General features: G+C 67.5%; 19 protein-coding genes. 13 read left to right on the plus strand and 6 right to left on the minus strand.

Annotated elements, in window-relative coordinates:
- Window positions 1–278 precede the first annotated feature (278 nt).
- Together ACFRAU_RS15395 and ACFRAU_RS15400 are read left to right on the plus strand one after the other, a co-directional pair.
- Window positions 279–1,682, plus strand: coding sequence for a dicarboxylate/amino acid:cation symporter (locus ACFRAU_RS15395; protein ID WP_378000575.1), 1,404 nt, complete (start codon window positions 279–281; stop codon window positions 1,680–1,682).
- Between the two features lie 119 nt (window positions 1,683–1,801).
- A complete protein-coding gene (locus ACFRAU_RS15400; RefSeq protein WP_377994094.1) occupies window positions 1,802–2,506 on the plus strand; it encodes an alpha/beta fold hydrolase in 705 nt (234 codons plus the stop codon).
- 60 nt (window positions 2,507–2,566) lie between these two features.
- Here the strand turns inward: ACFRAU_RS15400 and ACFRAU_RS15405 are convergent, their stop codons facing one another.
- The gene (locus tag ACFRAU_RS15405) at window positions 2,567–3,136 is read right to left on the minus strand and encodes a hypothetical protein (RefSeq protein ID WP_378000576.1); all 570 of its coding nucleotides are present in this window, start codon (window positions 3,134–3,136) and stop codon (window positions 2,567–2,569) included.
- A 188-nt stretch (window positions 3,137–3,324) separates the two neighbouring features.
- Between ACFRAU_RS15405 and ACFRAU_RS15410 the strand changes: the two genes are divergently transcribed.
- From ACFRAU_RS15410 to ACFRAU_RS15430, 5 genes are all read left to right on the plus strand, one after another.
- Window positions 3,325–4,056 carry a TetR/AcrR family transcriptional regulator gene (locus ACFRAU_RS15410; RefSeq protein WP_378000577.1) on the plus strand — a complete coding sequence of 244 codons (732 nt, stop codon included), beginning with the start codon at window positions 3,325–3,327 and terminating at the stop codon, window positions 4,054–4,056.
- 1 nt (window position 4,057) lies between these two features.
- On the plus strand, window positions 4,058–6,613 hold the full coding sequence (locus ACFRAU_RS15415; protein WP_378000578.1) for an MMPL family transporter: 2,556 nt from the start codon (window positions 4,058–4,060) through the stop codon (window positions 6,611–6,613).
- 102 nt (window positions 6,614–6,715) lie between these two features.
- Window positions 6,716–7,105, plus strand: coding sequence for a VOC family protein (locus ACFRAU_RS15420; protein ID WP_378000579.1), 390 nt, complete (start codon window positions 6,716–6,718; stop codon window positions 7,103–7,105).
- Window positions 7,106–7,198: 93 nt separating this feature from the next.
- Window positions 7,199–7,858: a Maf family protein gene (locus ACFRAU_RS15425; RefSeq protein ID WP_377994089.1), complete on the plus strand. Its 660-nt coding sequence runs from the start codon at window positions 7,199–7,201 to the stop codon at window positions 7,856–7,858.
- A 102-nt stretch (window positions 7,859–7,960) separates the two neighbouring features.
- On the plus strand, window positions 7,961–9,772 hold the full coding sequence (locus ACFRAU_RS15430) for an acetyl/propionyl/methylcrotonyl-CoA carboxylase subunit alpha (protein ID WP_378000580.1): 1,812 nt from the start codon (window positions 7,961–7,963) through the stop codon (window positions 9,770–9,772).
- Window positions 9,773–9,847: 75 nt separating this feature from the next.
- On the opposite strand, the gene ACFRAU_RS15435 is transcribed toward ACFRAU_RS15430, so the two are convergent.
- Window positions 9,848–11,260, minus strand: coding sequence for an MFS transporter (locus ACFRAU_RS15435; RefSeq protein ID WP_378000581.1), 1,413 nt, complete (start codon window positions 11,258–11,260; stop codon window positions 9,848–9,850).
- A 280-nt stretch (window positions 11,261–11,540) separates the two neighbouring features.
- Here ACFRAU_RS15435 and ACFRAU_RS15440 point away from each other — a divergent pair, with 280 nt between their 5' ends.
- The 4 genes from ACFRAU_RS15440 to ACFRAU_RS15455 all read left to right on the plus strand — a co-directional run bounded on the left by ACFRAU_RS15440 (window position 11,541) and on the right by ACFRAU_RS15455 (window position 18,137).
- The gene (locus ACFRAU_RS15440; protein ID WP_378000582.1) at window positions 11,541–12,965 is read left to right on the plus strand and encodes an MFS transporter; all 1,425 of its coding nucleotides are present in this window, start codon (window positions 11,541–11,543) and stop codon (window positions 12,963–12,965) included.
- Window position 12,966: 1 nt separating this feature from the next.
- Window positions 12,967–15,198 (plus strand): molybdopterin oxidoreductase family protein, encoded by a 2,232-nt coding sequence (locus ACFRAU_RS15445; RefSeq protein WP_378000583.1) that lies wholly within the window; start codon window positions 12,967–12,969, stop codon window positions 15,196–15,198.
- Window positions 15,195–16,757, plus strand: a complete 1,563-nt coding sequence (locus tag ACFRAU_RS15450) for an FAD-dependent oxidoreductase (RefSeq protein ID WP_378000584.1) — start codon at window positions 15,195–15,197, stop codon at window positions 16,755–16,757. Before ACFRAU_RS15445 ends, ACFRAU_RS15450 begins: the two co-directional genes overlap by 4 nt.
- 672 nt (window positions 16,758–17,429) lie before the next feature.
- On the plus strand, window positions 17,430–18,137 hold the full coding sequence (locus ACFRAU_RS15455; RefSeq protein ID WP_377997709.1) for a hypothetical protein: 708 nt from the start codon (window positions 17,430–17,432) through the stop codon (window positions 18,135–18,137).
- A 64-nt stretch (window positions 18,138–18,201) separates the two neighbouring features.
- On the opposite strand, the gene ACFRAU_RS15460 is transcribed toward ACFRAU_RS15455, so the two are convergent.
- Window positions 18,202–18,576, minus strand: coding sequence for a hypothetical protein (locus tag ACFRAU_RS15460; protein ID WP_378000585.1), 375 nt, complete (start codon window positions 18,574–18,576; stop codon window positions 18,202–18,204).
- Window positions 18,577–18,757: 181 nt separating this feature from the next.
- Window positions 18,758–20,173 (minus strand): NAD(P)H-quinone dehydrogenase, encoded by a 1,416-nt coding sequence (locus ACFRAU_RS15465; RefSeq protein WP_378000586.1) that lies wholly within the window; start codon window positions 20,171–20,173, stop codon window positions 18,758–18,760.
- A gap of 117 nt (window positions 20,174–20,290) precedes the next feature.
- On the opposite strand from ACFRAU_RS15465, the gene ACFRAU_RS15470 reads away from it, so the two are divergent.
- Window positions 20,291–21,109, plus strand: coding sequence for a purine-nucleoside phosphorylase (locus ACFRAU_RS15470; protein ID WP_378000587.1), 819 nt, complete (start codon window positions 20,291–20,293; stop codon window positions 21,107–21,109).
- 15 nt (window positions 21,110–21,124) lie between these two features.
- Here the strand turns inward: ACFRAU_RS15470 and ACFRAU_RS15475 are convergent, their stop codons facing one another.
- The gene (locus tag ACFRAU_RS15475; protein WP_378000588.1) at window positions 21,125–21,619 is read right to left on the minus strand and encodes an RrF2 family transcriptional regulator; all 495 of its coding nucleotides are present in this window, start codon (window positions 21,617–21,619) and stop codon (window positions 21,125–21,127) included.
- Window positions 21,620–21,751: 132 nt separating this feature from the next.
- On the opposite strand from ACFRAU_RS15475, the gene ACFRAU_RS15480 reads away from it, so the two are divergent.
- Window positions 21,752–23,551 carry a phospho-sugar mutase gene (locus ACFRAU_RS15480; protein ID WP_378000589.1) on the plus strand — a complete coding sequence of 600 codons (1,800 nt, stop codon included), beginning with the start codon at window positions 21,752–21,754 and terminating at the stop codon, window positions 23,549–23,551.
- Here the strand turns inward: ACFRAU_RS15480 and nirD are convergent, their stop codons facing one another.
- Window positions 23,552–23,914, minus strand: coding sequence for a nitrite reductase small subunit NirD (gene nirD, locus ACFRAU_RS15485; protein WP_377997715.1), 363 nt, complete (start codon window positions 23,912–23,914; stop codon window positions 23,552–23,554). It lies immediately after the preceding gene.
- Window positions 23,915–24,126 lie beyond the last annotated feature (212 nt).

Consider the following 24,126-nt stretch of genomic DNA (forward strand, 5'->3'; position numbering starts at 1 on the left):
GAATCTCCTCACGAGTAAAACCCTGGCTTCTCCACGACACGCGGCTGCTCCTTCACTACAAATGAATGACTCACAACCAGCCTGACGCAGAGGGTATCTGGACAAAAACTCCACCCTCATGGGCGAGATGTTGGCCACACGCGCGGAGGGAATAACTTCATGAAAGTGCGGTGTGACGCCGATTTTCCGGGCATTACGGCACCCTGGGCACCCTACGGCCGCGTAATATTTCTCAATGTCCGCTGGAAGCTGTATTTTGCGCGGCCTAGCTTGTTGTGGTGAGCAATCAAACCACTTCATCCACGGCCGGGCGTCCCGGTTTCCAGCTGCCCCGGTGGGCAGGTTCCTTCGGCTTCCAGATCATCGCGGCCCTGATCGTCGGGCTGGGCCTTGGCCTGCTGGCCAAGTACACCGGCAGCACCAAGGCGAACCCCAACGGGCTGGGCGCCACACTGCAGACCATCGGCTCCAGCTACGTGTCGCTGCTGCAGACCGCCGTCGTGCCGCTGATCTTTACCGCCGTGGTGAGTTCCATTTCCAATCTCCGCGAGGTCTCCAACGCGGCACGGCTCGCCTGGAACACGCTGCTGTGGTTTGCCATCACGTCGCTGGTCGCCGTGCTGATCGGCATCGGCCTGGGCGTGCTCCTGCAGCCGGGCGCCAACACCGGGATCTCCGGCGACGCAGAGTACGACGGCAAGCAGGGCGACTGGTGGGCGTTCCTCATCGGGCTGTTCCCGAAGAACTTCCTGGGCCTTGGCGCCAGCTCCACGGTCACGGACTCCGGCGCCGTGACCACCTCCGTGAGCTTCAACGTGCTGCAGATCCTGGTGATCGCCATCGCCGTCGGCGTTGCCGCCCTCAAGGTGGGCAAGCAGGCCGAGCCGTTCCTGGCCCTCAACGCCTCTGCACTGGCCGTCATCCAGAAGGTGCTGTGGTGGATCATCCGCGTCGCACCGCTGGGCACCGTGGGCCTGATCGGCAACGCGGTGGCCGTTTACGGCTGGGACACCATCGGCTCGCTGGGCAAGTTCACCGTTGCCATCTACATCGGCCTCGCCCTGGTGCTGTTCGGTGTCTACCCTGTCCTGGTCCGCTCCCACGGCCTGTCGGTCAGGCAGTACTTCTCCGGCGTGTGGCCGGCCGTCCAGCTGGCCTTCGTGTCCCGCTCCTCCATCGGCACGCTGCCGCTGACCCAGCGCGTCACCGAGCGCAACCTCGGCGTCCCCCGCGGCTACGCCTCCTTCGCCGTTCCGCTGGGCGCCACCACCAAGATGGACGGCTGCGCGGCGATCTACCCGGCCGTCGCCGCGATTTTCGTGGCCCAGTTCTTCGGGGTCCAGCTCGACTTCAGCCAGTACCTGCTGATCGCACTGGTCTCCGTCCTCGGGTCCGCTGCGACGGCGGGAACCACCGGCGCCGTCGTTATGCTCACACTGACCCTCTCCACGCTGGGACTGCCCCTGGCCGGCGTCGGACTCCTGCTGGCCATCGACCCCATCCTGGACATGGGCCGCACGGCCGTCAACGTGGCCGGCCAGGCACTCGTGCCCGCCATTGTGGCCAAGCGCCAGGGGATCCTCGACGAAACCCTCTACAACGCACCGCGCACCGGGGAGGCCTTCCGCGAGGAAGAGGCCCCCGCCGCCGTCGAGCGTGAGCTGGCTGAGTCGAAAGCCTGATCGCCGTCGAATGGGTGCGCCCCGTGGATTCCTGAACTGGCGTCCCCGGGGCACACCCATTTAAGTCCGGCCGCCCAAATGAGCCCCCCGGCGGCAGGCAGCAAGGGTAGGGTACCGGCATGGACATCATTCTGGTTCCCGGTTTCTGGCTCGATGGTTCATCCTGGTCCGGCGTCACTCCGCCGCTCGTGGAGGCCGGCCACCAGATCCACGCACTGACCCTCCCGGGGCTCGAAGCAAAGGACGCCAAGCGTTCCGGCATCGGGCTCCGCGACCACATCAACGCAGTTGTGGAAGCCATTGACGGCATCGAGGGGCCGCTGGTCCTCGTTGGCCACTCCGGTGGAGGTGCCATCATCCATGGCGCCGTGGACGAACGCCCGGACCGCGTGGTCCGGGCGGTATACGTTGACAGCGGACCGCTCGGCGAGGGCGGCGTCATCAATGATGAACTGCCGGCTGACGGTGATGAGATCCCCCTGCCCTCGTGGGACGTGTTCGACGACGCCGACCTCACCGACCTCGACGACGGGCTTCGCGATGCATTCCGTGCACGGTCCATCCCGCAGCCAAAGGCTGTGGCCTGCGACAAGCAGCACCTTCACGATGTGCGCCGCTACGACGTCCCTGCCACGGTGATCGCCTGCGAGTTCCCGTCCTCATTGCTGACGGAGTGGATGGACGCCGGGCACCCCTACGTTGAGGAGCTCGCCCGCATCCGGGATGTGGAACTCGTGGACCTTCCCACCGGGCACTGGCCCCAGTTCACCAGGCCCGCGGAGCTCGGAGCGGCGATCCTCGCCGCCGTCGAGCGCACTGGCTGACTCGGCGTCCGCACAGGCGCGCGCAGCCCGGAACGGTTCCCCGCCCGCTCGCCCGGGGCTCTAGCGGCCGCCGATCACACCCTTTTCCACGGCCTTCGTGACGGCGTCCGCTTCGGCCTGGGTGAGCATGCCGTCCTTCACCGCCTGATCGAGCCGGCTCTTCAGGGCTGCCGCACGGTCTGCCTGCGCCTGGGTGCGGAGTTCGTCGAGTGCGGCTTTGACCTTGGCCTCATCGATGCCCAGGGATTTGGCCAGCGATGCTGCCAGCGCCGCCTCCCTGGCCGCCCTGTCCGGCTTGGCGCCGTCTGCATTCCGGGCGGGCGGACGGTTTGCCTCGCGGAATGCCCTGAGCGCATCCTCCAGCTTGGCCTGGTCCACGCCCAGCTTGGCCGCGAGCGCCGCGGCGTCCGCCTTGAGGACCCCGTGACCGCGCCCGTCCCCATGTCCATGTCCGTGCCGTCCGCCGTCGAGACGCAGCCCGTAGTCGGGACCGCTGGATGGGCTGCTTGATGTGGGGGTGGGTGCGGGAGTGGCCGTTGTCGCGTCTGCAATGCCGGTAACACCGAATCCTGTGCCAAGTGCCAAGGCAGTCGCGCCCAGTCCGAGAGCCACTTTCTTTGAACGCTCCATGGTCCGCTCCTCGATTCGCCGGCCTTGAGGCATCATTGCCGCCGTGCCGGCTACGACAACAGGATGCACCATCCTCCTCAAGAACAGCTTTGGCCTGGCTGTGAAGGCGCTGTGAATGTGGCGGGGCAAGCTGTGAAGCACTCCAAGCCCAGTTGCGCAGAGTGCAAACTTGCACGTAGTGTAACTGCGTGTCCACTTCCACTTCCCCCTCGTCCCCCACGCCGGGTTCTGTGCCGGCCGACGGCGGGCCGGTTTCCCGGCGCGAGCTGAACAAGGCTGCCACCCGGCAGGCGATCACCGGGTCAACGCTTGCCCTCCTGCGGCAGAACGGCCCCGGCAACTTCACGGTCGAGGACATTGCCGAAGCGGCGGGCATCTCACGGCGGACCTTCTTCAATTACTTCAGCAGCACGGAAGCCGCGATCGCGTCTGTGACCAACGGCTTCCTGGACAGCGCCCTCGAGCAGTTCCGGCGTCGCCCGGCGGACGAACCCATCCTCGAGTCGGCCCGCGCCGCCCTGGTGGAACTGGCGGATCCCATGACGGTGGCTCCGCTGGCCGAGCTGTTCGGCCTGACCCAGGGCAATCCCCTGATGGCGCGCTCCGAGCTGGAGGCCTGGGACCACTGCACCGAGCAGATTGTTGCTGCGGCCCGGGAGCGTTCCCCGCGGGGGCCCGAGGCCGAACCGGACGAACTCTACGTCCGGGCCCTTGCAGGTTCGGTCGTCTCCTGTGGCAAGGCCGCGATGGACGTGTGGTTCCGCCGCTGCGGCCCCGACCTCTCCCCCGAGTCTCTGGCCATCCTCCGCCAGCTGCTCATCGATTCGATGGGCCTCCTCGGATCAGGTTTCTCCGGGCCCCCAACGGATCCGACTGAATCTTCCGCCAATCCCTCCATCCGCAACGCAGAACGGTCCTGACATGGCACTTCTCCTGTACCGCCTTGGCAAGTTTTCCTATCGTCACCGGTGGCTCGTCGTCTCAATCTGGCTGGCGATCCTGCTGGCCGTCGGCGGCGCCGCGGCGGCCTTTCACGGCACGCTGTCCAACAACTTCCAGATTCCAGGCACCGAAACCCAGCAGATGGCCGACAAGCTCCAGAAGGAGCTGCCCGCGTCGTCGGGAGGCTCTGCCGGGGTTGTCTTCCAGGCAAACGACGCCCAGTTCAGCCAGGCCGGCAAGGACGCAGTGTCCGCCGCCCTGACCAAGCTTGAGGCCCTTCCGGACGTCCGGGGAACCGTCGACCCGTTCGCCACCCAGGCCCAGCTGGACAAGGCTGCGGAAGTTCTGGCCGCGGGCGAGGCCAAGGCAGCCGCGGGCAAGGCCGAACTGGATAAGGCCGCCGCCGGGCTGGCTGCCGGCAAGGAACAGCTGGCCGCGGCTGAGGCGCAGATGACTGCTGCCGGACTCCCGGCGCAGGCCATCGAGGCCCAGCTGGGTCAGCAGAAGGCCGGTTTGGCCGCCGGGCAGGCAAAGCTCGACGCCGGCACCAGGGAAGCGGCCGCGGGCGCAGCCAGGCTGGCACTGGCCAAGCGCCAGGTCGAAGCGTCGCAGGGATTGCGTTTCGTCTCGGAAGACGGCAAGGCTGCCATAGCGCAGGTGCAGTTCAAGACCTCCATCAACGGGCTGGACCCGAAGGTGCGCCAGGAGGTCCAGGACATCGTGCAGGAAGTCTCCCCGGCCGGGGTCACCGCGCTGCCCAGTAAGGAAATCAGCGAGGACGTCTCCGAGATCTTCGGCGTGGCTGAGATCATCGGCATCGCCGTCGCGGCACTGGTCCTGATCATCATGCTCGGGACACTCGTCGCCGCCGGGCTGCCGCTGCTGATGGCCGTGATCGGCGTGGCGGTGGGCGTCGGCGCCACCATGGCACTGAGCAGTGTCATCGATATGAGCTCCATCTCCCCGATGCTCGCCCTCATGCTGGGGCTCGCGGTCGGCATTGACTATTCGCTGTTCATCGTCAACCGCCACCGCGGGCAGCTGCTGGCAGGCATGGACGCCGGAGAGTCGGTGGCCCGTGCCACCGGAACCTCCGGCAACGCCGTGCTCTTCGCCGGCCTGACGGTCATCATCGCCCTCGCCGCGCTGGTGGTCCCGGGCCTTCCGTTCCTCGGGGTCATGGGCGTGTCCGCGGCCGGGACCGTCGCGGTGGCCGTCCTCGTCGCACTGACGCTGACGCCCGCGATCCTCTCCCTCGTGGGCAGGAAGCTGATCTCCAGGCGGGCCTGGGCCAAGGCGGCGAAGCATCATGCCGACCCCAACCGCGAGGCCGAGGACCGCGCCAAGGACGAGCACCGCAGCAGCCACGGCTGGGGCGGGCTGGTCACCCGGCACCCGGTTCTGGCCATGCTCGCCGGCGTCCTGGCGCTGGGCATTGTGGCCCTGCCCGCCGCCCAGCTGCGGCTCGCCCTGCCGGACGGCGGCTCCGAACCTGTCGATTCCCAGGCCTTCAAGGCCTATGACGCCACCAAGCGCAGCTTCGGCGAGGGCATGACCGGACCGATCATCGTGGTGGGTGACTTGCCGGACGGCCTGAACGAAACGGAAGCAACGGCCAAGCAACTGGACGTCGCTGACATCCTGCGCAAGACGGAGAACGTCACTGCGGCCATTCCGGTGGCACTGAGCGAGGACCGCGGAACGGCAGTGTTCCAGGTCATTCCGAAGGAGGGTCCGGCCAGCGCCAGCACCGTGAACGTGGTTTCCGACATCCGTGCCGAGAGGGCCGAGATCAAGGACTCCACCGGCGTCAGCATCGGCCTTACGGGCCAGACGGCAGGCAATGTTGATGTTTCTGCGAAGCTGGGCGACGCTCTGCCGTCGTACCTGGCCATCGTGGTAGGCCTCTCGCTGATCCTGCTGCTGCTGGTATTCCGCTCGATCGTGGTGCCGCTGCTTGCGACCGGCGGCTTCCTGCTCTCGCTGGCGGCCGCATTCGGCGCCGTGGTGGCCGTCTACCAGTGGGGCTGGCTGGGTACCGTGTTCGGCGTCGACAACCCCGGCGCCGTGCTGAGCTTCCTGCCGATCATCCTGATCGGCGTGCTGTTCGGGCTGGCCATGGACTACCAGGTGTTCATCGCCTCGGGCATGCGTGAATCCTTCATGCACGGCGAGTCCGCCAAGCACGCCGTCCGCTCCGGCTTCAGCCACGCCTCGGCGGTGGTCACCGCCGCGGCCATCATCATGGTCAGTGTCTTCGCGGGCTTCATCTTCTCGCACCTGAACATGGTCCGGCCGCTCGGCTTTGCGATGGCGTTCGGCGTGCTGGTTGACGCCTTCGTGGTGCGCATGACGATCGTCCCGGCAGTCATGTACCTTCTCGGCGACAAAGCCTGGTGGCTGCCGCGCTGGCTGGACCGCATACTGCCGGACGTTGACGTGGAAGGGGCGAGGCTCCGGGAGCACGCACCGGTGACGGTGGCCGCGCCCGACTCTGAGCCGGACGCTGAGCCCGCGGAGGTTGCCGCCCGCTGAACCAACGCGGGATCACTCAGTAGTGCGAAGCCGCCCGCCGATCCTTTGAACCGGCGGGCGGCAAACGGGAGGCTGTCAGGGGGTCCTGCTAGCGTTGCGACCATGACGACTCCCCCGATCACCCTTGGTGCAATCAACTTAGAGGCCCGGAATCCAGCCGCACTTGCCGAATTTTGGGCGTCCGTCACCGGCGCCGTGCCTTCACCCGGTGGTGACAGCGTCTACCTGCCACCCGCCGGCCCCGGAGGGTTCGCTATGTTCTTCCAGCCCGTGACCGGTCCGCGCCCCGAGCACCAGGCGTTCCACCTGGACCTGACCGTCCCCTGGGGGTCACGACAGGCCGAGGTCGAACGCCTCCTCAGCCTCAGGGCCACGTACCAATGGGATGTCCTGGACGAATTCCCACACGTGCAGTGGACCACTCTTGCTGATCGGGAGGGGAACCTCTTCTGCGTGGCCGAACACCCACCTACAGACCAACAGGGCGTGTGACCGGCACCCTGGCCGGCATCGGCTGCGTGAGAGGGTCCGCGGATGGGGCACGCCGCCACCGGTGTCGCTTTCTGAACGTACTAGGCTGGAGCCGTGACCCGCCTCATTCTTGCCTCGCAGTCCCCCGCCCGCACCAAACTCCTGACTGAGGCAGGCATCGAACACGAGGTCCTCGTGTCCGACGTCGACGAGGACGCCGTGCAGGAACGCTACGGCGTCACCGATCCGCACGACACCGCCCTGCTCCTGGCCCGCGCCAAGGCTGAGGCCGTCGCCTCCCTACCGGAAGCCGAAGGGGCCCTGGTGCTCGGCTGCGACTCCGTGTTCGAGTTCGACGGCGAGTCGCACGGCAAGCCGTACACCGTGGACGTTGCCCGGCAGCGGATGCTGCGGATGAGCGGCAGCAGCGGGGTCCTGCACACCGGCCACTGGCTGGTGGACTGCCGGGACACGGACGACGACGGCGGCTCCGGCGCCACGCTGGGCAGCGTCGCCTCCGCGGAGGTGCACTTCATGGAGATGCAGCTCGCAGAGATCGACGCCTACATCGCCACCGGCGAGCCGCTGCACTGCGCCGGATCCTTCACGATCGATGGCCTGGGCGGCGCCTTCATCCGGAAAGTCGACGGCGACCCGCACGCCGTCGTCGGACTGTCGGTATCCACGCTGCGCTCCCTGCTGGCCCAGGCGAACGTGAGCATCACCGAGTTCTGGCAGGACCTGCCCGGCTCGGCAAATCCCGGGGAGTTGTAGCTTCCCTACAAAGGCTTGGCCTCTTACACGCGGATTCCGCCAGTAATATCAGCGGAATCCTCAAAATCAGGCTAGGCTCCCTGAAGGAAAGAAGGAGACGCCTTGTCAGTAAAGCCGGAGCAGTCCGCAGGTCCAGTGCATTCAAAACTCACCAAGGTTCTGATCGCGAACCGCGGTGAAATCGCCGTTCGCATCATCCGGGCAGCACGGGACGAGGGCATCGCCTCCGTCGCCGTCTACGCCGATCCTGACCGGGATGCCCTGCACGTCAAGCTCGCCGACGAAGCGTTCGCCCTGGGCGGCAACACGGCAGCCGAGTCCTACCTCGTGATGGACAAACTGATCGAGATAGCCCGCCAGTCCGGCGCCGACGCCATCCACCCCGGCTACGGCTTCCTGTCCGAGAATGCCCAGTTCGCAGCGAAGGTCATCGACGCCGGCATCACCTGGATCGGCCCCTCGCCGGAAGCCATCTCCGCGCTGGGCGACAAGGTCCAGGCCCGCCACATCGCCGAGAAGGTGGGTGCCCCGCAGGTGCCCGGCACCGCCGACCCCGTTGAGTCCGCCGACGAGATCCTGGAATTCGCCGACAAATTCGGCCTGCCCATCGCCATCAAGGCGGCCTTCGGCGGCGGCGGCCGCGGCATCAAGGTGGCCCGCACCCGCGAGGAAATCCCCGAGCTCTTCGATTCCGCCGTCCGCGAGGCCACTGCAGCCTTTGGCCGCGGCGAATGCTTCATCGAGCGGTTCCTTGACGCCCCGCGCCACGTCGAAACCCAGTGCCTCGCCGACGCGTACGGCAACGTGGTGGTCGTCTCCACCCGCGACTGCTCACTCCAGCGCCGCAACCAGAAGCTCGTGGAGGAGGCCCCGGCACCGTTCCTGACGGCGGAGCAGAACCAGCGCCTCTACGAATCGTCCAAGGCCATCCTGAAGGAAGCCGGCTACCTCGGCGCCGGAACCTGCGAGTTCCTCGTCGGCCAGGACGGTACCATCTCCTTCCTCGAGGTCAACACCCGCCTGCAGGTGGAGCACTGCGTCTCTGAGGAAGTCACCGGCATCGACCTGGTCCGCGAGCAGTTCCGCCTGGCCCGCGGCGAGGAGCTGGGCTACGGCGACCCCGAGGTGCGCGGCCACTCCTTCGAGTTCCGCATCACCGGCGAGGACCCGGGCCGCAACTTCATGCCCGCACCGGGCACCGTGAGCACCCTGAAAAACCCCACCGGCCCCGGCATCCGCATTGACTCCGGCATCGAAGAGGGCGACGTCATCAGCGGCAACTTCGACTCCATGCTGTCCAAGCTGATCGTCACCGGAGCGAACCGCCCGCAGGCCCTGCAGCGCGCCCGCCGCGCCCTCGAGGAGATGGTGGTGGAAGGCATTCCCACCGTCATCCCCTTCGACCTGGCCGTGGTCAGCAACCCGGCATTCGCGCCGGCGGAGGGTCCGTTCAGCGTCCACACCCGCTGGATCGAAACCGAATTCGTCAATGACCTTCCCGCCTGGACGCCCAACGGCGCCGCACCGGAAGGTGAGGACGCCGCTGAGCGCCGCACCGTGGTGGTGGAAGTGGGCGGCAAGCGCCTCGAGGTGGCACTCCCGGCCAGCCTGGGCTTCAGCGGGGCGGCAGCGGCCGGAGCGAAGCCGGCCAAGTCCAAGAAGCGCGGCCGCACCGGCGCCGCCACCGCCGCCGCGGGCGGCAACGCCCTGACCTCCCCCATGCAGGGAACGATTGTTAAGGTGGCCGTGGCCGATGGCGACGTCGTCGCCGAAGGTGATCTCGTCGTCGTCCTTGAGGCGATGAAGATGGAACAGCCGCTGACCGCGCACCGTGCCGGCACCATCACCGGCCTGTCCGCCGCGGCGGGCCAGACGGTGGCCGCCGGTGCCGTGATCGCGACGATCGAGGACTAAGCGCTTATTGGAGAACATGAAAATGCCCGGTGTGATTCACACCGGGCATTTTCGTTTCCGCAGCTAAACCTGGGATCAGGCCACGTTGTTCTCGTAGTCCGTGTCCTTGGTTTCGCGGGTGAGCCACAGGGCAATGAACGTCAGCACCGCGGCCGCGGCCATGTACACGCCGACCAGCCACGTGCTGCCGCCGGCTGCCTGCCACAGGGCAATGGCGATGAACGACGCCGGAGCGGCGCCGATAACGCTGGAAAGGTTGTAGGCCACGGCTGAGCCGGTGTACCGCACATTGGACGGGAACAGCTCGGGCAGGATCGCGGCCATCGGGCCGAAGGTGAGTCCCATCAGCGTGAAGCCGATGATGAGTCCGACGATTGCTGCGCCAGGGCCGGGGCCGAACATGGTGAACCACAGCGCGCCGAACACGAAGATGCCTGCGGTGACGCCCATGAGGAACTTGCGGCGGCCCCACTTCTCGGCCAGCGGACCGGACACGAGGGTGAAGATACCGAAGAAGACGACGCCGAGGATCAGCATCCAAAGGAAGTCGCCGCGGGAAACGCCCAGGCCGGGAACGAAGTTGGCCACCTCGGCGGCGGACATCGGCTTGCCTGCCTTTTCGCCGGCAGCCTGCGCGGCCTGGACGGACGCGGGCTTGGTGCCGTAGGTCAGGGTGAAGGACGTCATGATGTAGAAGAGCACGTACGTGGCCAGCATGATGAAGGTTCCGGCCAGGACCGGCCGCCAGTGGCTCTTGAAGGTGGCGGTGAAGGGGACCTTTGCCACCTTGTCTTCCTTAAGGACATTCTGGAAGGAGACGCTCTCCACGAGCTTCAGCCGGACGTAGAGGCCCACGATCACCAGCACGGCGCTGAGCAGGAACGGAACCCGCCAGCCCCAGGCGATGAATTCCTCGGGGGTGAGGGCAGCGTTGAACCAGATGAAGAGCAGGTTGGCCAGGATGAAGCCGATGGGGGCGCCGAGCTGCGGGAAGGTTCCGTAGACGGCGCGCTTGCCCTTGGGTGCGTTCTCGGTGGCCAGGAGCGCGGCGCCGGACCACTCACCGCCCAGCGCCAGGCCCTGGGCGAAGCGCAGCAGCACCAGCAGCAGCGGCGCCAGGATCGTCCAGCCGGCGACGGTGGCAGTGGGCAGCAGGCCGATGAAGAAGGTGGCAAGGCCCATGGTGAGGAGCGAGGCCACCAGGGTGCCCTTACGGCCGAACTTGTCGCCGAAGTGCCCGAACAGGACCGAGCCGATGGGCCGGGCGATGAATGCGACCCCGAAGATCGCGAACGAGCTCAGGAGGGCGTTGATCTCCGTTGCCTGGGGGAAGAACAGCTTGGGGAAGACCAGCACCGATGCGGTGGCGTAGATGTAGAAGTCGTAGAACTCGATCGTCGTTCCGATGAGGCTGGCAAAGATCACTTTGCCCTTGGAGTTCACCGGTTTGGCGGTGCCATGTTCCGTTGATGTTGCAGGCGATGACATGTGGGGACGCTTTCATGAGAACTGGACGGACCTCGCTCGGAAGTCCCTCCAAACATAGGGATAAAACAGAGTTCAATCTTAGTTCCCGCCGTCCACGGAACGGACAAGCGGTCCATGATACGGACTTTTCGAGTTGTCTCAGCATGAGGTCGTCCAGCAAGCCTAACGCCGCCCAAAGCGGTCTGATAGGCAAATGTCACAGCACGTTAACAAACCGCGACCGTCTGCGAAACGCGCTGTCCCTACCTTGGAAGGACAACATTCCCCAAGGAGGTATACCGTGACTGCTGACCGCACCGCAGACGCCGGAACCCACAATTCCCTCGATCTTGCCGCCGCCACAACCACCGACGCACCTGCCCTTGAAGAGCGTCCCGGACGCTGGATCGCCAACTGGGACGCCGAGAACAGGCACCAGTGGGAATCCCAGGGCCGGTCGATCGCGCGCCGCAACCTCAACTGGTCCATCTTCGCCGAATTCCTCGGCTTCGTCGTCTGGCAGCTCTGGTCCATCGTCGTAGTCCAGCTTCCCACCGCAGGATTCACGTTCAGCACTTCCGAGATTTTCTGGCTGATTTCGATGCCGAGCCTCGTGGGTGCCACGCTCCGGATTCCCTACACGTTCATGGTTCCGCGTTTCGGCGGCCGCAACTGGACCATCGTCTCGGCGCTGCTGCTCCTGATCCCTTCCACCGGCCTGGCACTGTGTGTCTCCAATCCGGAAACACCGTTCGGCGTCATGCTGTTCGTGGCCGCACTTGCCGGCTTTGGCGGGGGCAACTTCGCCAGCTCGATGGCCAATATCACCTTCTTCTACCCCGCCCGTGAAAAGGGCTGGGCACTGGGCCTGAACGCCGCCGGCGGCAACCTCGGCGCAGCCGTGGCGCAGCTTGCTGTCCCGATCGCCATCACGCTGCTGGCCGCCGGCACCGTCAACCTGCCCGTGGCCGGTCTGATGTGGGTTCCGCTGATCCTCCTGGCAGCCTTCGGCGCCTACAAGTACATGAACAACCTCACGAGCGCCAAGGGCGACGTCGCGGGATCCCTCGCCGCCATCAAGGAACCCCACCTGTGGGTCATGGCCCTGCTGTACATCGGAACCTTCGGCTCCTTCATCGGCTTCGCCGGCGTGTTCCCTAAGCTCATCAAGGACTACTTCCCGGCGTTCTCCTCCATCCACGTTGGCGCCGTGGCCCTCTCGCTGGCTTTCCTCGGCCCGCTGGTCGGCTCCCTGGCCCGCCCCTACGGCGGCCGCATGGCTGACCGCATGGGCGGAGCACGCATGACCGTGTCGGCCTTCGCCGCCATGGCCGTGATCACGCTGACAATGATCTGGACGCTGCCGCTGAAGAACTTCTGGCTCTTCCTGGTCCTGTTCCTGATGCTGTTCACGGCCAGCGGCTTCGGAAACGGCGCCACCTACCGCATGATCCCGGTGATCTTCGCGACGTCCAGCCGCGCGGCCCGCTCCGGAGCCAGCTCGGTGCAGACCCAGCGCCTCGCGTCCTCGGCGCTCGGCCTGATCTCCGCCATCGGCGCCTACGGCGGGTTCGTCATCCCGCAGGTACTGAACGCCTCCAATACGGCCAGCGGCTCCTACACCCCGGCCTTCTACGGCTTCGTCGGAGCGTACGCCCTGATGCTGACCGTCTGCTGGTTCTGCTACATCCGCAACGCCAACCGAAACGCGATGGGACACGTCTAACATGACCAAAAGCGCCGACACGCACTGCCCTTACTGCGCTCTGCAGTGCGCCATGACGCTCAAGTCCCCTGCGGTTCCGGCCGCTACGGGCCTGGCCCCGGCTGCCCAGCCGGGGCCAGGCCCCGTGCCGGCAGCGCCGGCACAACCAGCCCCGGGCATCGAGGGCCCCGCCCTCGAGGTCAGCGGACGTGACTTCCCCACCAACCGCGGCGGCCTGTGCCGCAAGGGGTGGACGTCGGCATCGCTCCTGCAGCACCCCGGACGCGTCACCGAGCCCATGTTCAAGGGGCCCGACGGCGTCTTCCGCCCCATCTCCTGGGACGAGGCACTTGGCCGCGTCACCTCAGCCGTCAAGGACGCACGCGCCAGGTACGGTGCGGACTCCGTCGGCGTCTTCGGCGGCGGCGGCCTCACCAACGAAAAGGCCTACCAGCTGGGCAAGTTCGCCCGCCTCGCGCTGGGCACCTCGCGGATCGACTACAACGGCCGGTTCTGCATGTCGTCCGCGGCTGCCGCAGGCATGCGGGCCTTCGGCCTGGACCGCGGGCTGCCCTTCCCGCTTGAGGCGCTGGATACGGCCAGCACCATCCTGATGCTCGGCTCCAACGTCGCCGAGACCATGCCGCCGTTCGTCCAGCACCTGCAGGGCGTCCGCGACGCCGGCGGCCTCATCGTGGTGGATCCGCGGCGTTCCGCCACGGCCGCGTTCACCTCCGACGGCGGCGGCCTCCACCTGCAGCCCCTTCCGGGCACCGACCTCACGCTCCTGCTGGGTATTTCCCACGTGGTGATCCATGAGGGCCTCCTGGACGCCGACTACATCCAGGCGCGCACCGGCGGCTTCGATGCCGTGGTCCGGTCCGTCAACGCCTACTGGCCGGAGCGGGTCCAGTCCATCACCGGCGTTCCCGCCGAGCTCATCCGCGAGACGGCCCGGCGGCTGGCCAGCGGCGCCCGCCAGGGCGGCAGCTACATCCTCACCGGCCGCGGCGTGGAGCAGCACGTGGACGGTACCGACACCGCCACGGCAGCCATCAACCTCAGCCTCCTGCTGGGCCTGCCCGGCAGCACCCGCAGCGGCTACGGCACGCTCACGGGCCAGGGCAACGGCCAGGGCGGCCGCGAGCACGGCCAGAAGGCCGACCAGCTGCCCGGCTACCGCAAGATCACCGACCCCGCTGCCCGCGCCCACATGGCAAAGGTCTGGAACGTTCCCGAGTCGCTCATCCCGGGCCCCGGCCTGCCGGCCGTGCAGCTGCTCAAATCACTGGGACAGCCCGACGGCGTCCGGTGCCTTTTCGTGCACGCCTCCAACATCGCGGTCGCCTCGCCGGACGCCAACGCCGTCATCCGCGGGCTCCGCAGCCTGGACTTCCTGGTGGTCTGCGACTTCTTCATGTCCGAGACCGCGGCCGAGGCCGACCTCGTCCTGCCGGTCCTTCAGTGGGCCGAGGAGGAAGGCACGCTGACCAACCTCGAAGGCCGCGTCCTCCGCCGCCGCCAGGCGATCCAGCCGCCCGCCGGCGCCCGCAGCGAGCTGTGGATCATGGCCCGGCTGGCCGAGGCCCTGGACGCACCGTCCACCTACAGCGACGATCCGGAGACGGTCTTCGAGGAGCTGCGCCTGGCATCCGCCGGCGGCGCGGCGGACTACTCCGGCATCGACTACGCCATGCTGGACAGCGGCGCGGCCGCCTACTGGCCCTACCCCGCCGGCAGCACCGGAACGCCGCGCATGTTCCTGGACAGCTTTGCCCACGCCGACGGCAAGGCGGTCATGACCCCGGTGGCACCCCGCCGCCGTCGTACTCCGATGGCAAACCCCGATCCTGCCGCCAAGCCCATGACCCTCATCACCGGCCGTCTGCTGGAGCACTACCAGTCGGGCGCCCAGACGCGGCGGGTGGCCGAACTCCTGGCCTCGCAGCCCGAAGCCAGGATGCAGATCCATCCGGCGGCCGCCGCGGCCATGGGCATCACGGACGGCGCGCAGGTCTCGGTGGCGAATGAGCGCGGCGAAGTGGTCTGCCGGGCCGAGCTCAGCACCGGCATCCGCCCCGAAACCGTCTTCCTGCCGTTCCACTTTCCCGAACTGGAGAGCGCGAACCGGCTCACGGAAGCGGCCACGGATCCCATCTCGGGGATGCCCGAATTCAAGTACAACAAAGTATGGGTCCGGCTGGCAGCGGCCACCCCGAGCACCAGTGTTCTTCAGACAGCGGAGGCCTCATGAGCGAGCAGATTGTTATTGTCGGATTCGGTCCGGTGGCGGCGCGGCTGGTCGACGAACTGCTGCCGGCACTGCGCGCCGGGCAGGTGGGGCTGACGGTCATCGGCCAGGAAACCGAGGCCGCGTACAACCGCGTGCTGGTGGCCGACCTGGGAGTTGGCCGCACCACGCCCGAGGCCCTGGCCCTCGCCGACGCCGCAGCACTGGTGGCCGACGGCGTGGACGTCAGGCTGGGCGTGAAGGTCCGGCGCGTGGACCGCGCACGGCAGTCCGTCATCCTCTCCGACGGCACCTCCGCCCACTATGACCGGCTGGTCTTTGCCACCGGTTCACGGCCCGTGGTCCCCAACCTCACCGGGCTGAACCCGGACCCTGCCGCTCCCGTCCTCCCGCCGGGTGTCACGGCACTCCGCGACCTCCGGGACGCCGAGGTGCTGCGCCAGGCAGTGGAAGGCCGCAAGCGCGTGGTGGTCCTGGGCGGCGGCGTGCTGGGGCTTGAGACCGCCCTCGCGGCCGCGGAGGAGGGCGCCACGGTCACCGTGGTTCACAACGGACCCCACCCGCTGGGCCGGAACATCGACCGCGGCGGCGGCGCCGTGCTGGCGGCGAGCCTGCGCAACTGCGGCGTCCGGGTGGCCGGCAACGCCCGTTCCACGGGCATTGAGCACAACGCGGCCGACGGCGGATTCTCGGCTTTGCTGCTCGACGACGGATCGGCGATCGACGGCGACCTGCTGGTCCTGTCCTGCGGCGTCCGCCCGCGCATTGAGCTCGCCGAAGGCTGCGGGCTCTCCACCGGGACAGGCATCCTGGTCGACCACCGGCTGCGCGCACACCACGAGCCGCATATCTTCGCCATCGGTGACTGCGCCGAGGTCCGCTGCCCGGATCCGGCCTGCATCGAGTGCCGCACCGCGCGGGCACCGTCCGGCCTGGTGGGACCCGGCTGGCGGCAGGCCGAATGGCTCGCCGAATACCTCCTGCTGCTGTCCGAGGGTGACGCGGAGGACGCCGACTCGCTGCCCCCGCTCCCCCAGGAAAAGCCCGGCGTCATCGTGCTGAAGGCCCGCGGCATGAACATGGCTGTGGCCGGGGACAACTCCGCGGATCCCTGGGATGAGGAAATCCTCACGGCCGGGGCCGTGAACGGCAGGCCGCGCCTGCAGATCGCACAGTGGGCGGACCCGGAACACGGGCGCTACGTGAAGATGACCACCCGCGGCGGGGTGCTGGAAGGACTGGTCACCGTGGGCATGCCGCGCACCGCAGGAGAACTGGTGCAACTCTTCGAACGCGGCGCCGAACTGCCCGCAGACCGGTCCCTGCTCCTGCGCCTCGACGGACCCGACCAGCTCGCGTCGGCCGGCGCCTCCAGCGACCCCGAGAGCACGGTGTGCCGCTGCGCCGGCGTGAGCGGAGGCAAGATTGCCGACGCCGTCGCCGGCGGCTGCTCCACCGTGGCCGAGGTTTCCGCCGCCACCCGTGCGGGCACAGGCTGCGGCGGCTGCCACGAGGACATCAAGGGGCTGATCGAGAAGCACTTTCAGGGGGCTGCCGCCTGAGGCCCCTGCCGGGTGACCGGACCTGCCCTATGGAGCGGGCACCAGACGTGCCATACTACGGACACCGGCGGCAGTGACCGCCGGCCCTATCGGGGTTTGTCACGTGGAGGCCGAGGTGGAGCACTCCTCTCCAAGACATCTGCTGGTCGGCGCGCTGTTGGTGACGGTTCTCCTCTTCTGCAGTTGCACCGCGCCGCCCAACACCTTGCCACCCAACAGCGCACCGCCGCCCAAAGGCAGTGCAGCCGGACCTGCGGCACCGGAAGCTGGCGACCCCGGCGCATGGGAGTTGTTGTACCCCGCAGACGTCAGTCCGTTCGCCATGACCCTCCGGATCGGCGTAACGCGGCTGGCCTGCGCCGGCGGGAAAACCGGGAGTGTGCTTGACCCCCGGGCGCAGGTTGAGCCGGAACGGATCCTGATCCGGGCCGATGTCCGACGGTTGCCGCCAGGTGCTTACACCTGTCAGGGAAACGACGTCGTTCCCGTGACCGTCGAGCTGCAAGAACCCATAGGAAAACGCGAACTGGTCGATGCAGCGTGTCTGGAAGAACGCGCGGCGCGGACGTCATACTGTCTGGACGGCGGCGTGCGTTGGCCCTGCCAGGCCACCCCTGAGCTGCCGCGTCACACAAATCGGGCCTGCCGCCCGTGGCCGGTAGCATCGGGATCATGAATGCCGACGAAGACGACGACATCACCGAAGAACTGCTGGCCGATTCCGAAAAGCTCACCGGCCTGGGCCTTGAGCTTCTTGGCCTGGACCCGCACCCCGACGACATGACCGCCGAGCAGCGGCTCCAGTTCGACCCCGAGGATCTTGCCGAGATGGCCGCCGCCAGCCCCGACGAGCGGGAGCGGTCCGTGCGCCAGGCGCGCCTGCTCGCCGGCCTGCTGTGGAATTCGTCCAGCATCCTCATCGACCAACTGTTCCGCGACCTGGGCACGCTGCATGAACTGGACACCGTCACACCCGCGGCCATCGCCGGAACGTCTGTGCTGTCCTCGCTGCCCCCGCAGTTCGCGTCCAGCTACGACGCGAAGTTCACGCAGCGGTTCATTGTGGTGGCCTCGGACGTCACCGCGTCCCTTGCCCGCGGCTGGACCGCTCCCGGCTGCCTGGCGGGCGAACTCGCGGTCCATTGCCTCCTCGATCAGGCCAGGATCACGGAGGACATCTACGAACTGGACCTCCCCGGGGAGTGGCGGGCCATCGTGGAGGAAGTCCTGCTGGAGGACGCCGACTCAGAAACCCTGTACGCGGACGGTGCCGGCGAAGCGGACACCGGCGTCGAACAGAATCTGGGAAACCTGGACATCCGGCACTGGTTCGAGCCCTTCACGCCCGGCGACGCCGTTCCCCCGTACGCCTGTTCCTGAGTTGCGGACATAACGACAGAGGGCCCGATGTCATGATCGGGCCCTCTGCCTGTACCCGCCGGATTTACCGTCGTCCGGCTTCCGTGGCGGTGATGTTGAAGGAACCGTCCAGCTTCACTGTCGCCCGCGAGCCGTCAGCTTTCGTGATGTGCGCTTCGTAGACCGCCCCCTCGGCGTCGGTCTCAACCCGGAGAACCGTTGCGCCGGGGTTGGCCGCCAGCACCGCGTTCGTCACCCGGGTGGCAGTGCTCCCCGTCAGCAGCTGCTCGGTGATCCCGTTGGCCTGGTGGCCACCTTTGGCGGAGTCCATGATGGACTGGCTTCCCGTGCCGTTTGTGGACGAGGCAATGACGGGATAACCCATGGCGAGATAGGCACCGCCGCCCACGAGGGCCGCTACGAGCGCGGTGTTTATTGCGGCTTTTTGAACAGTGATCATGGCACGCTCCTGGCTTCCGCGGTCCGACCGTTCGGAAGAATAATCTCCGCATAGCTGACCGCTGGTGGATCGGTCTGTCGGAGCCCGGTGCCGCCAATCCCGGGGATCGACAGTCTGAATTTTACTCAGCTTCGCCGGTAGCGACTAGGAGAAGCCTGCCATTCACAGGTTCGTGTGCTGCCTACATGTGCACGTGCAGGCGCCGTGCCGCTTCGGAGATGGAGCCGCTCAGCGACGGGTACACAGTGAAAGTGCTGGCGACGTCGTCGACATGCAGTTTCTGCTTCACTGCGATCGAGATGGCGAAGATCAGCTCCGACGCGTTGGCACCCACCACCACGCCGCCGATCACGGTGCCCGAGCCCTTGCGGGCGAAGATCTTGACGAAGCCGTCCTTAACGTTGCGCATCTTGGCGCGGGCATTGCTCTGCAGGGACAGCTTGATGATGTCGCCCTGGTACTTGCCGGAGTCGATCTCGGCCTCGGACACGCCCACGGACGCGATTTCCGGCGACGTAAAGATGTTGGACGCCACCTGGTGCAGCTTGATGGGGGTCACCTGGTCGCCCAGGAAGTGCGCAATCGCGATCCGGCCCTGCATGGCGGCGACGGAGGCGAGCGCCAGGACGCCGGTGCAGTCACCGGCGGCGTAAATGTTCGGGGCGGTGGTGCGGGACACGCCGTCCACCTTGATGTGGCCGCTTTCGGTGAGCGCCACGCCGGCTTCCTCCAGGCCGATGCCGGCCGTGTTGGGAATGGAGCCCACGCAGACAAGGCAGTGGCTGCCGGTCACCTTGGAGCCGTCCCCGAGGGTTACCACCACGCCGTCGTCGATCCGCTCGACTGTTTCGGCGCGGGAACGGGACAGCACCTTCACGCCGCGGCGTTCGAAGACCTCTTCCAGCACCTCTGCAGCGTCCGTGTCGGAACCCGGAAGCACGCGGTCGCGGCTGGAGATCAGGGTGACCTTCGAGCCCAGGCCGTTGTAGGCGGAAGCGAACTCGGCGCCGGTCACGCCGGAGCCCACCACGATCAGTTCCTCCGGCAGCTCGTCCAGGTTGTAGATCTGCGCCCAGTTCAGGATTCGCTCGCCGTCCGGCCGTGCCGTGGGCAGTTCCCGCGGGTGCGCCCCGACGGTCAGCAGGATGGCGTCAGCCTCAACGGTTTCGGTTCCGTCGGCGGTCAGGACCTCGATGGTGTGGTTATCGACCAGCTTGCCGGAGCCGTTCAGGATGCGGACGTTCTGGTGCTCCAGACCGGTCTGGATGTCGAGGGACTGCTGGCGGGCGAGCCCGAGCAGGCGGTCGTTGATGTGCTTGAGATCGGCGCGCATGACCGGAACGAAGTCGCCGCCGTCGACGTCGAACTTGACCCCCAGCTCCCCCGCCACGCTGACGCGGGTCATCAGGTCCGCCGTCGCGATCAGCGTCTTGGACGGCACGACGTCGGTCAGCACAGCGGAGCCGCCCAGACCGGACCGCTCGATGATGGTGACTACGGCTCCCAGCGAGGCGGCCACCATGGCGGCTTCATAGCCACCCGGACCTCCGCCGAGAATTGCGATGCGGGGGGCACTGAAATCAGGATGCATAGTCACAGTTAGCCATTCTCGCGCATCCTGTGCAGGACCACCAACCGGCCGGGGCCGGGCGGGCAGCCCGGCGGGGCGCGTTTCTGCTGTCCGCACCCGGTCCTGCACGGTAGCTTGGACCGGGTGAGCACAACAGAATTCCTGAACACGGATCCCTTCGAGGCAGCGCGCACGGCCGCGGACTACATCGCGTCCGAGACCGGTGTCGAAGCGCACGACATCGCCCTGGTGCTGGGCTCCGGCTGGGCGGAGGCCGCCGACCTCATCGGCGAGACCACCGCGACGCTGGCGGCCTCGGAGGTCCCCGGCTTTTCGGCTCCCGCCGTGGAGGGGCACGTCGGCACGATCCGTTCCGTGCTGACCCTGGAGGGCAAGCGCGCCCTGGTCCTCGGCGCCCGCACCCACTACTACGAGGGCAAGGGCGTCCGGGCCGTCGCCCACGGCGTCCGCACGGCGGCCGCCGCCGGCTGCCGGACCCTGGTGATCACCAACGGCTGTGGCGGGCTCAACGAAGACTGGGCGCCAGGCACCCCGGTACTCATCAAAGATCACATCAACCTCACCGCGACGTCCCCGCTTGAGGGCGCCACCTTCGTGGACCTGACTGACCTGTACTCATCGCGGATCCGGGAGCTGGCCCGCGAGGTGGACCCGTCCCTGCACGAAGGTGTCTACGCCCAGTTCACCGGGCCGCACTACGAGACGCCGGCCGAGGTGCAGTACGCCAAGCGGATCGGTGCCGACCTTGTGGGCATGTCGACGGCGCTGGAAGCTATCGCCGCCCGGCACGCCGGCATGGAGGTCTTCGGCATCTCGCTCGTCACCAACCTCGCGGCCGGCATCAGCCCGACGCCGCTGAGCCATGAGGAGGTACTCGAAGCCGGACACGCTGCCGGGCCGCGCATCTCCAAGCTGCTGGCGGAAATCATCCGCCGGCTCTAGCTGTCCTGCCCGGCTCTAGTCCCGCCCGCCGTTCGCGGCAAGGAGTTGGGCGAGCGCGTCGACACGGGCCTGGGGAAAGCGCCGCTCAAGGGACTGCGCCATGCCAGCCACGCTCTGCCGCGCGAGTTCGGTGCGCCAGGCCAGCTCCGCCTGGCGCATGGACTGCGAAATGATGCAGCTCCGGAGATAGTCTTCGTCCGCGTCACTGCCCGGGCAGTTCGCCAGGATGCCGTCGCAGCGGAACGCCAGGTCCCGGCCTTCGATGGCCAGCACCACGTCCAGGACTGAGATCCGGTCGGCACGGCGCGCCAGATGGAACCCACCCTTGGGGCCGGACACGGACTGCAGGACGCCCGCCCGGACCAGGCACTGAAGCTGCTTGTTCAGGTACGCCGGCGGAAGCTTGTACAGCTCGGCGAGCCGGCCGCTGCTGATCGGCTCCCCCACAGGTGCCCACGCCATGTTGACGCAACAGTGGAGGGCCCACTCCACCCCCTGGTTCAACTTCACAACCCAGACGCTACGTGTCCAGAATTTTTGCTGTCAAGGAGCCTTCCAACCGCTTCGAACAGGCCGCGTCATGACGGGCCGGCAGCCCCGTCAGGCATAGCTCCACCGTACTTTGACGATAGTTTGGTATCCATGACGTCTTCCGAAGCCGATCTGCAGCTGCTCAACGACGCCCGTGCCTGGGCCGCGCAGGACCCGGACCCGCGCACCGCGGCAACGCTGACCGAACTCGTGAAGCTCACCGAGGCCGGCACGCCTGCCGCCCGGCAGGACCTCGAAGACAGCTTCCGGGGAACGCTGCAGTTCGGAACGGCCGGCCTGCGGGCCGCCCTGGGACCGGGACCCAACCGGATGAACCGCGTCGTCGTGCGCCGCGCAGCGGCGGGCTTGGCAAGATTCCTGGTCCGGACGGTGGCGGACGCTGCGCCCGGCACACGGCCACGCGCCGTCGTCGGCTATGACGCCCGCTACAACTCAGACATCTTCGCCGCGGAGACGGCGGCGGTGTTCACCGCGGCGGGAATCGAGACGTTCGTCATGCCGGCGGCCCTGCCGACGCCGCTGCTGGCCTATGCGGTCCGGGCGCTGGAATGCGACGGCGGCGTGATGGTCACTGCCAGCCACAACCCTCCGCAGGACAACGGCTACAAGGTGTACCTCGGCCGGCATGCGGTGGAGGAAAGCGGCCGGGGTGCGCAGATCGTGGCGCCGTACGACGCCCGGATCGCCGCCGAAATCAGCAACGTGGGCGATCTCGCCTCGATTCCCCTGGCCCAGGACGGATGGACAGTCCTGGACGCCGGGATCGTTCAGGACTACGAGGCCGCCACCGCAGGGTTGGCCGACGGCCGGCTCTTCCCGGCCCGGGAGCTGAAGATCGTCCTGACGCCATTGCATGGCGTAGGTGGAACGACGGCGGTCTCCGTACTGCAGGCGGCCGGGTTTACCGACGTGACGCTGGTCAGCGAGCAGGCCGAGCCGGACCCGGACTTCCCCACCGTCAGTTTTCCCAACCCGGAGGAACCCGGCGCCCTGGACCTGGCCCTTGGGACGGCGATGCAGGTGGACGCGGATATTGTCCTGGCCAACGACCCGGACGCGGACCGTGTCGCTGTGGCCGCGAAGGATCCGGACACGGGTGCGTGGCGGATGCTGCGGGGCGATGAGGTGGGCGCCCTGCTGGGGGCGCACGTCGTGGCGCGGCTGGCAGCCTCCAGTGCGGACGCTGCCGGGGCAGGCGCTGCCGGGGCAGGCGCTGCCGGGGCGGACGGGGCCGGCGCAGGCGCGGCCGGCGGCGTGTTCGCCAATTCGATTGTTTCGTCGCGGCTGCTTTCACGCGTCGCCGCGGCAGCCGGGTATGCGCATGAGGAGACGCTTACCGGGTTCAAGTGGATTTCCCGGGTGCCGGGCCTTGTTTATGGCTATGAGGAGGCGCTGGGCTACTGCGTTGCACCGGATCTGGTCCGCGACAAGGACGGGCTGTCCGCCGCGGTGCTGATCGCGGAACTCGCGGCCGCCGCCAAGGCGGAGGACAAGACGATCTTCGACACCCTGGACGAGCTGTATCTGGTCCACGGGCTCCACGCGAGCGACCAGCTGAACATCCGTGTGGGTGACCTCGGACTGCTGGATGCCATGATGAACAGGCTGCGCGTGAACCCGCCCGAATCGTTTGGCGGTTCGGCCGTGGAGTCGTTCGTGGATCTGGCCGAAGGCAGCGAGCAGCTGCCTCCGACCGACGGGCTGCTGTATGTGACCCGCGACCTCAGCCGCGTGATCATCCGGCCAAGCGGCACGGAGCCGAAACTCAAGTGCTACCTCGAGGTCATCCGAAGTGTCGGCTCGGCCGCTGAACTGCCCGAAGCCCGGCTGGCGGCCAGGGCCGCCCTGGACCACGTGCTCACTGACGTGCGCGAGGCGCTGGGACTCTGACTAGAGCTCAACCTCGATGAAGCCGTCCACGATGCGCGTGCTGAAGGCGGCCAGGCGCAGGTCCGCGTTGCCGAAGCATTCGCCGGTCTCGAGGTCGTAGACCTCTTTGTGCAGCGGCGAGGCGATGGTGGGGCGCGTGCCGCGTGAGCCGAGGATGCCGCGTGCCATGACGAAGGCGCCGGTGGCCGGGTCTTCCTGGGCTACGGCGAAAACCTCACCGGGGGCGGTGCGGAACACGGCCACCTGCCGGCCAGCCACCAGTGCGGCTTCGCCCCAGGCGGGTTCCAGGTCCTCCACTGCGCAGACGCGGTGCCAGCCTGCGTATCCGGTGGCGAGATCCTCAAGTTCCAGTGTTGCCGTCATGTCCGGCTCCTCTCCCTTTTGCGTGCTTTCCGGCGGCGGGCCGGTCCTGCGAGACGTGTAATTTCGCCTGCTTTTGCCGCCGCTGCGGCCGTATAACAAAGCTAGGGTGACGGTGTTTCGACGGGGTGCAGTCAATGTGTCAAGAACGTAAAAGACACCTCACATGGCCCGAAACAATCCCGTGATGCAGAAGTTAAGTTCACGAAACAATT

Origin of the sequence: Arthrobacter sp. NPDC056691, from assembly GCF_042791415.1 — a bacterium.
In the GTDB taxonomy this organism is placed as follows: domain Bacteria; phylum Actinomycetota; class Actinomycetes; order Actinomycetales; family Micrococcaceae; genus Arthrobacter.

Excerpts from the sequence above, each read along its gene's own strand:
- ACFRAU_RS15405 (WP_378000576.1), bottom strand. The coding sequence starts at position 3,136 with ATGGAGCGTTCAAAGAAAGTGGCTCTCGGACTGGGCGCGACTGCCTTG.
- nirD (WP_377997715.1), bottom strand. The coding sequence starts at position 23,914 with ATGACGGCAACACTGGAACTTGAGGATCTCGCCACCGGATACGCAGGC.
- ACFRAU_RS15480 (WP_378000589.1), top strand. The coding sequence starts at position 21,752 with ATGACGTCTTCCGAAGCCGATCTGCAGCTGCTCAACGACGCCCGTGCC.
- ACFRAU_RS15435 (WP_378000581.1), bottom strand. The coding sequence starts at position 11,260 with ATGTCATCGCCTGCAACATCAACGGAACATGGCACCGCCAAACCGGTG.
- ACFRAU_RS15415 (WP_378000578.1), top strand. The coding sequence starts at position 4,058 with ATGGCACTTCTCCTGTACCGCCTTGGCAAGTTTTCCTATCGTCACCGG.
- ACFRAU_RS15400 (WP_377994094.1), top strand. The coding sequence starts at position 1,802 with ATGGACATCATTCTGGTTCCCGGTTTCTGGCTCGATGGTTCATCCTGG.
- ACFRAU_RS15455 (WP_377997709.1), top strand. The coding sequence starts at position 17,430 with ATGAATGCCGACGAAGACGACGACATCACCGAAGAACTGCTGGCCGAT.
- ACFRAU_RS15420 (WP_378000579.1), top strand. The coding sequence starts at position 6,716 with ATGACGACTCCCCCGATCACCCTTGGTGCAATCAACTTAGAGGCCCGG.
- ACFRAU_RS15450 (WP_378000584.1), top strand. The coding sequence starts at position 15,195 with ATGAGCGAGCAGATTGTTATTGTCGGATTCGGTCCGGTGGCGGCGCGG.
- ACFRAU_RS15460 (WP_378000585.1), bottom strand. The coding sequence starts at position 18,576 with ATGATCACTGTTCAAAAAGCCGCAATAAACACCGCGCTCGTAGCGGCC.
- ACFRAU_RS15445 (WP_378000583.1), top strand. The coding sequence starts at position 12,967 with ATGACCAAAAGCGCCGACACGCACTGCCCTTACTGCGCTCTGCAGTGC.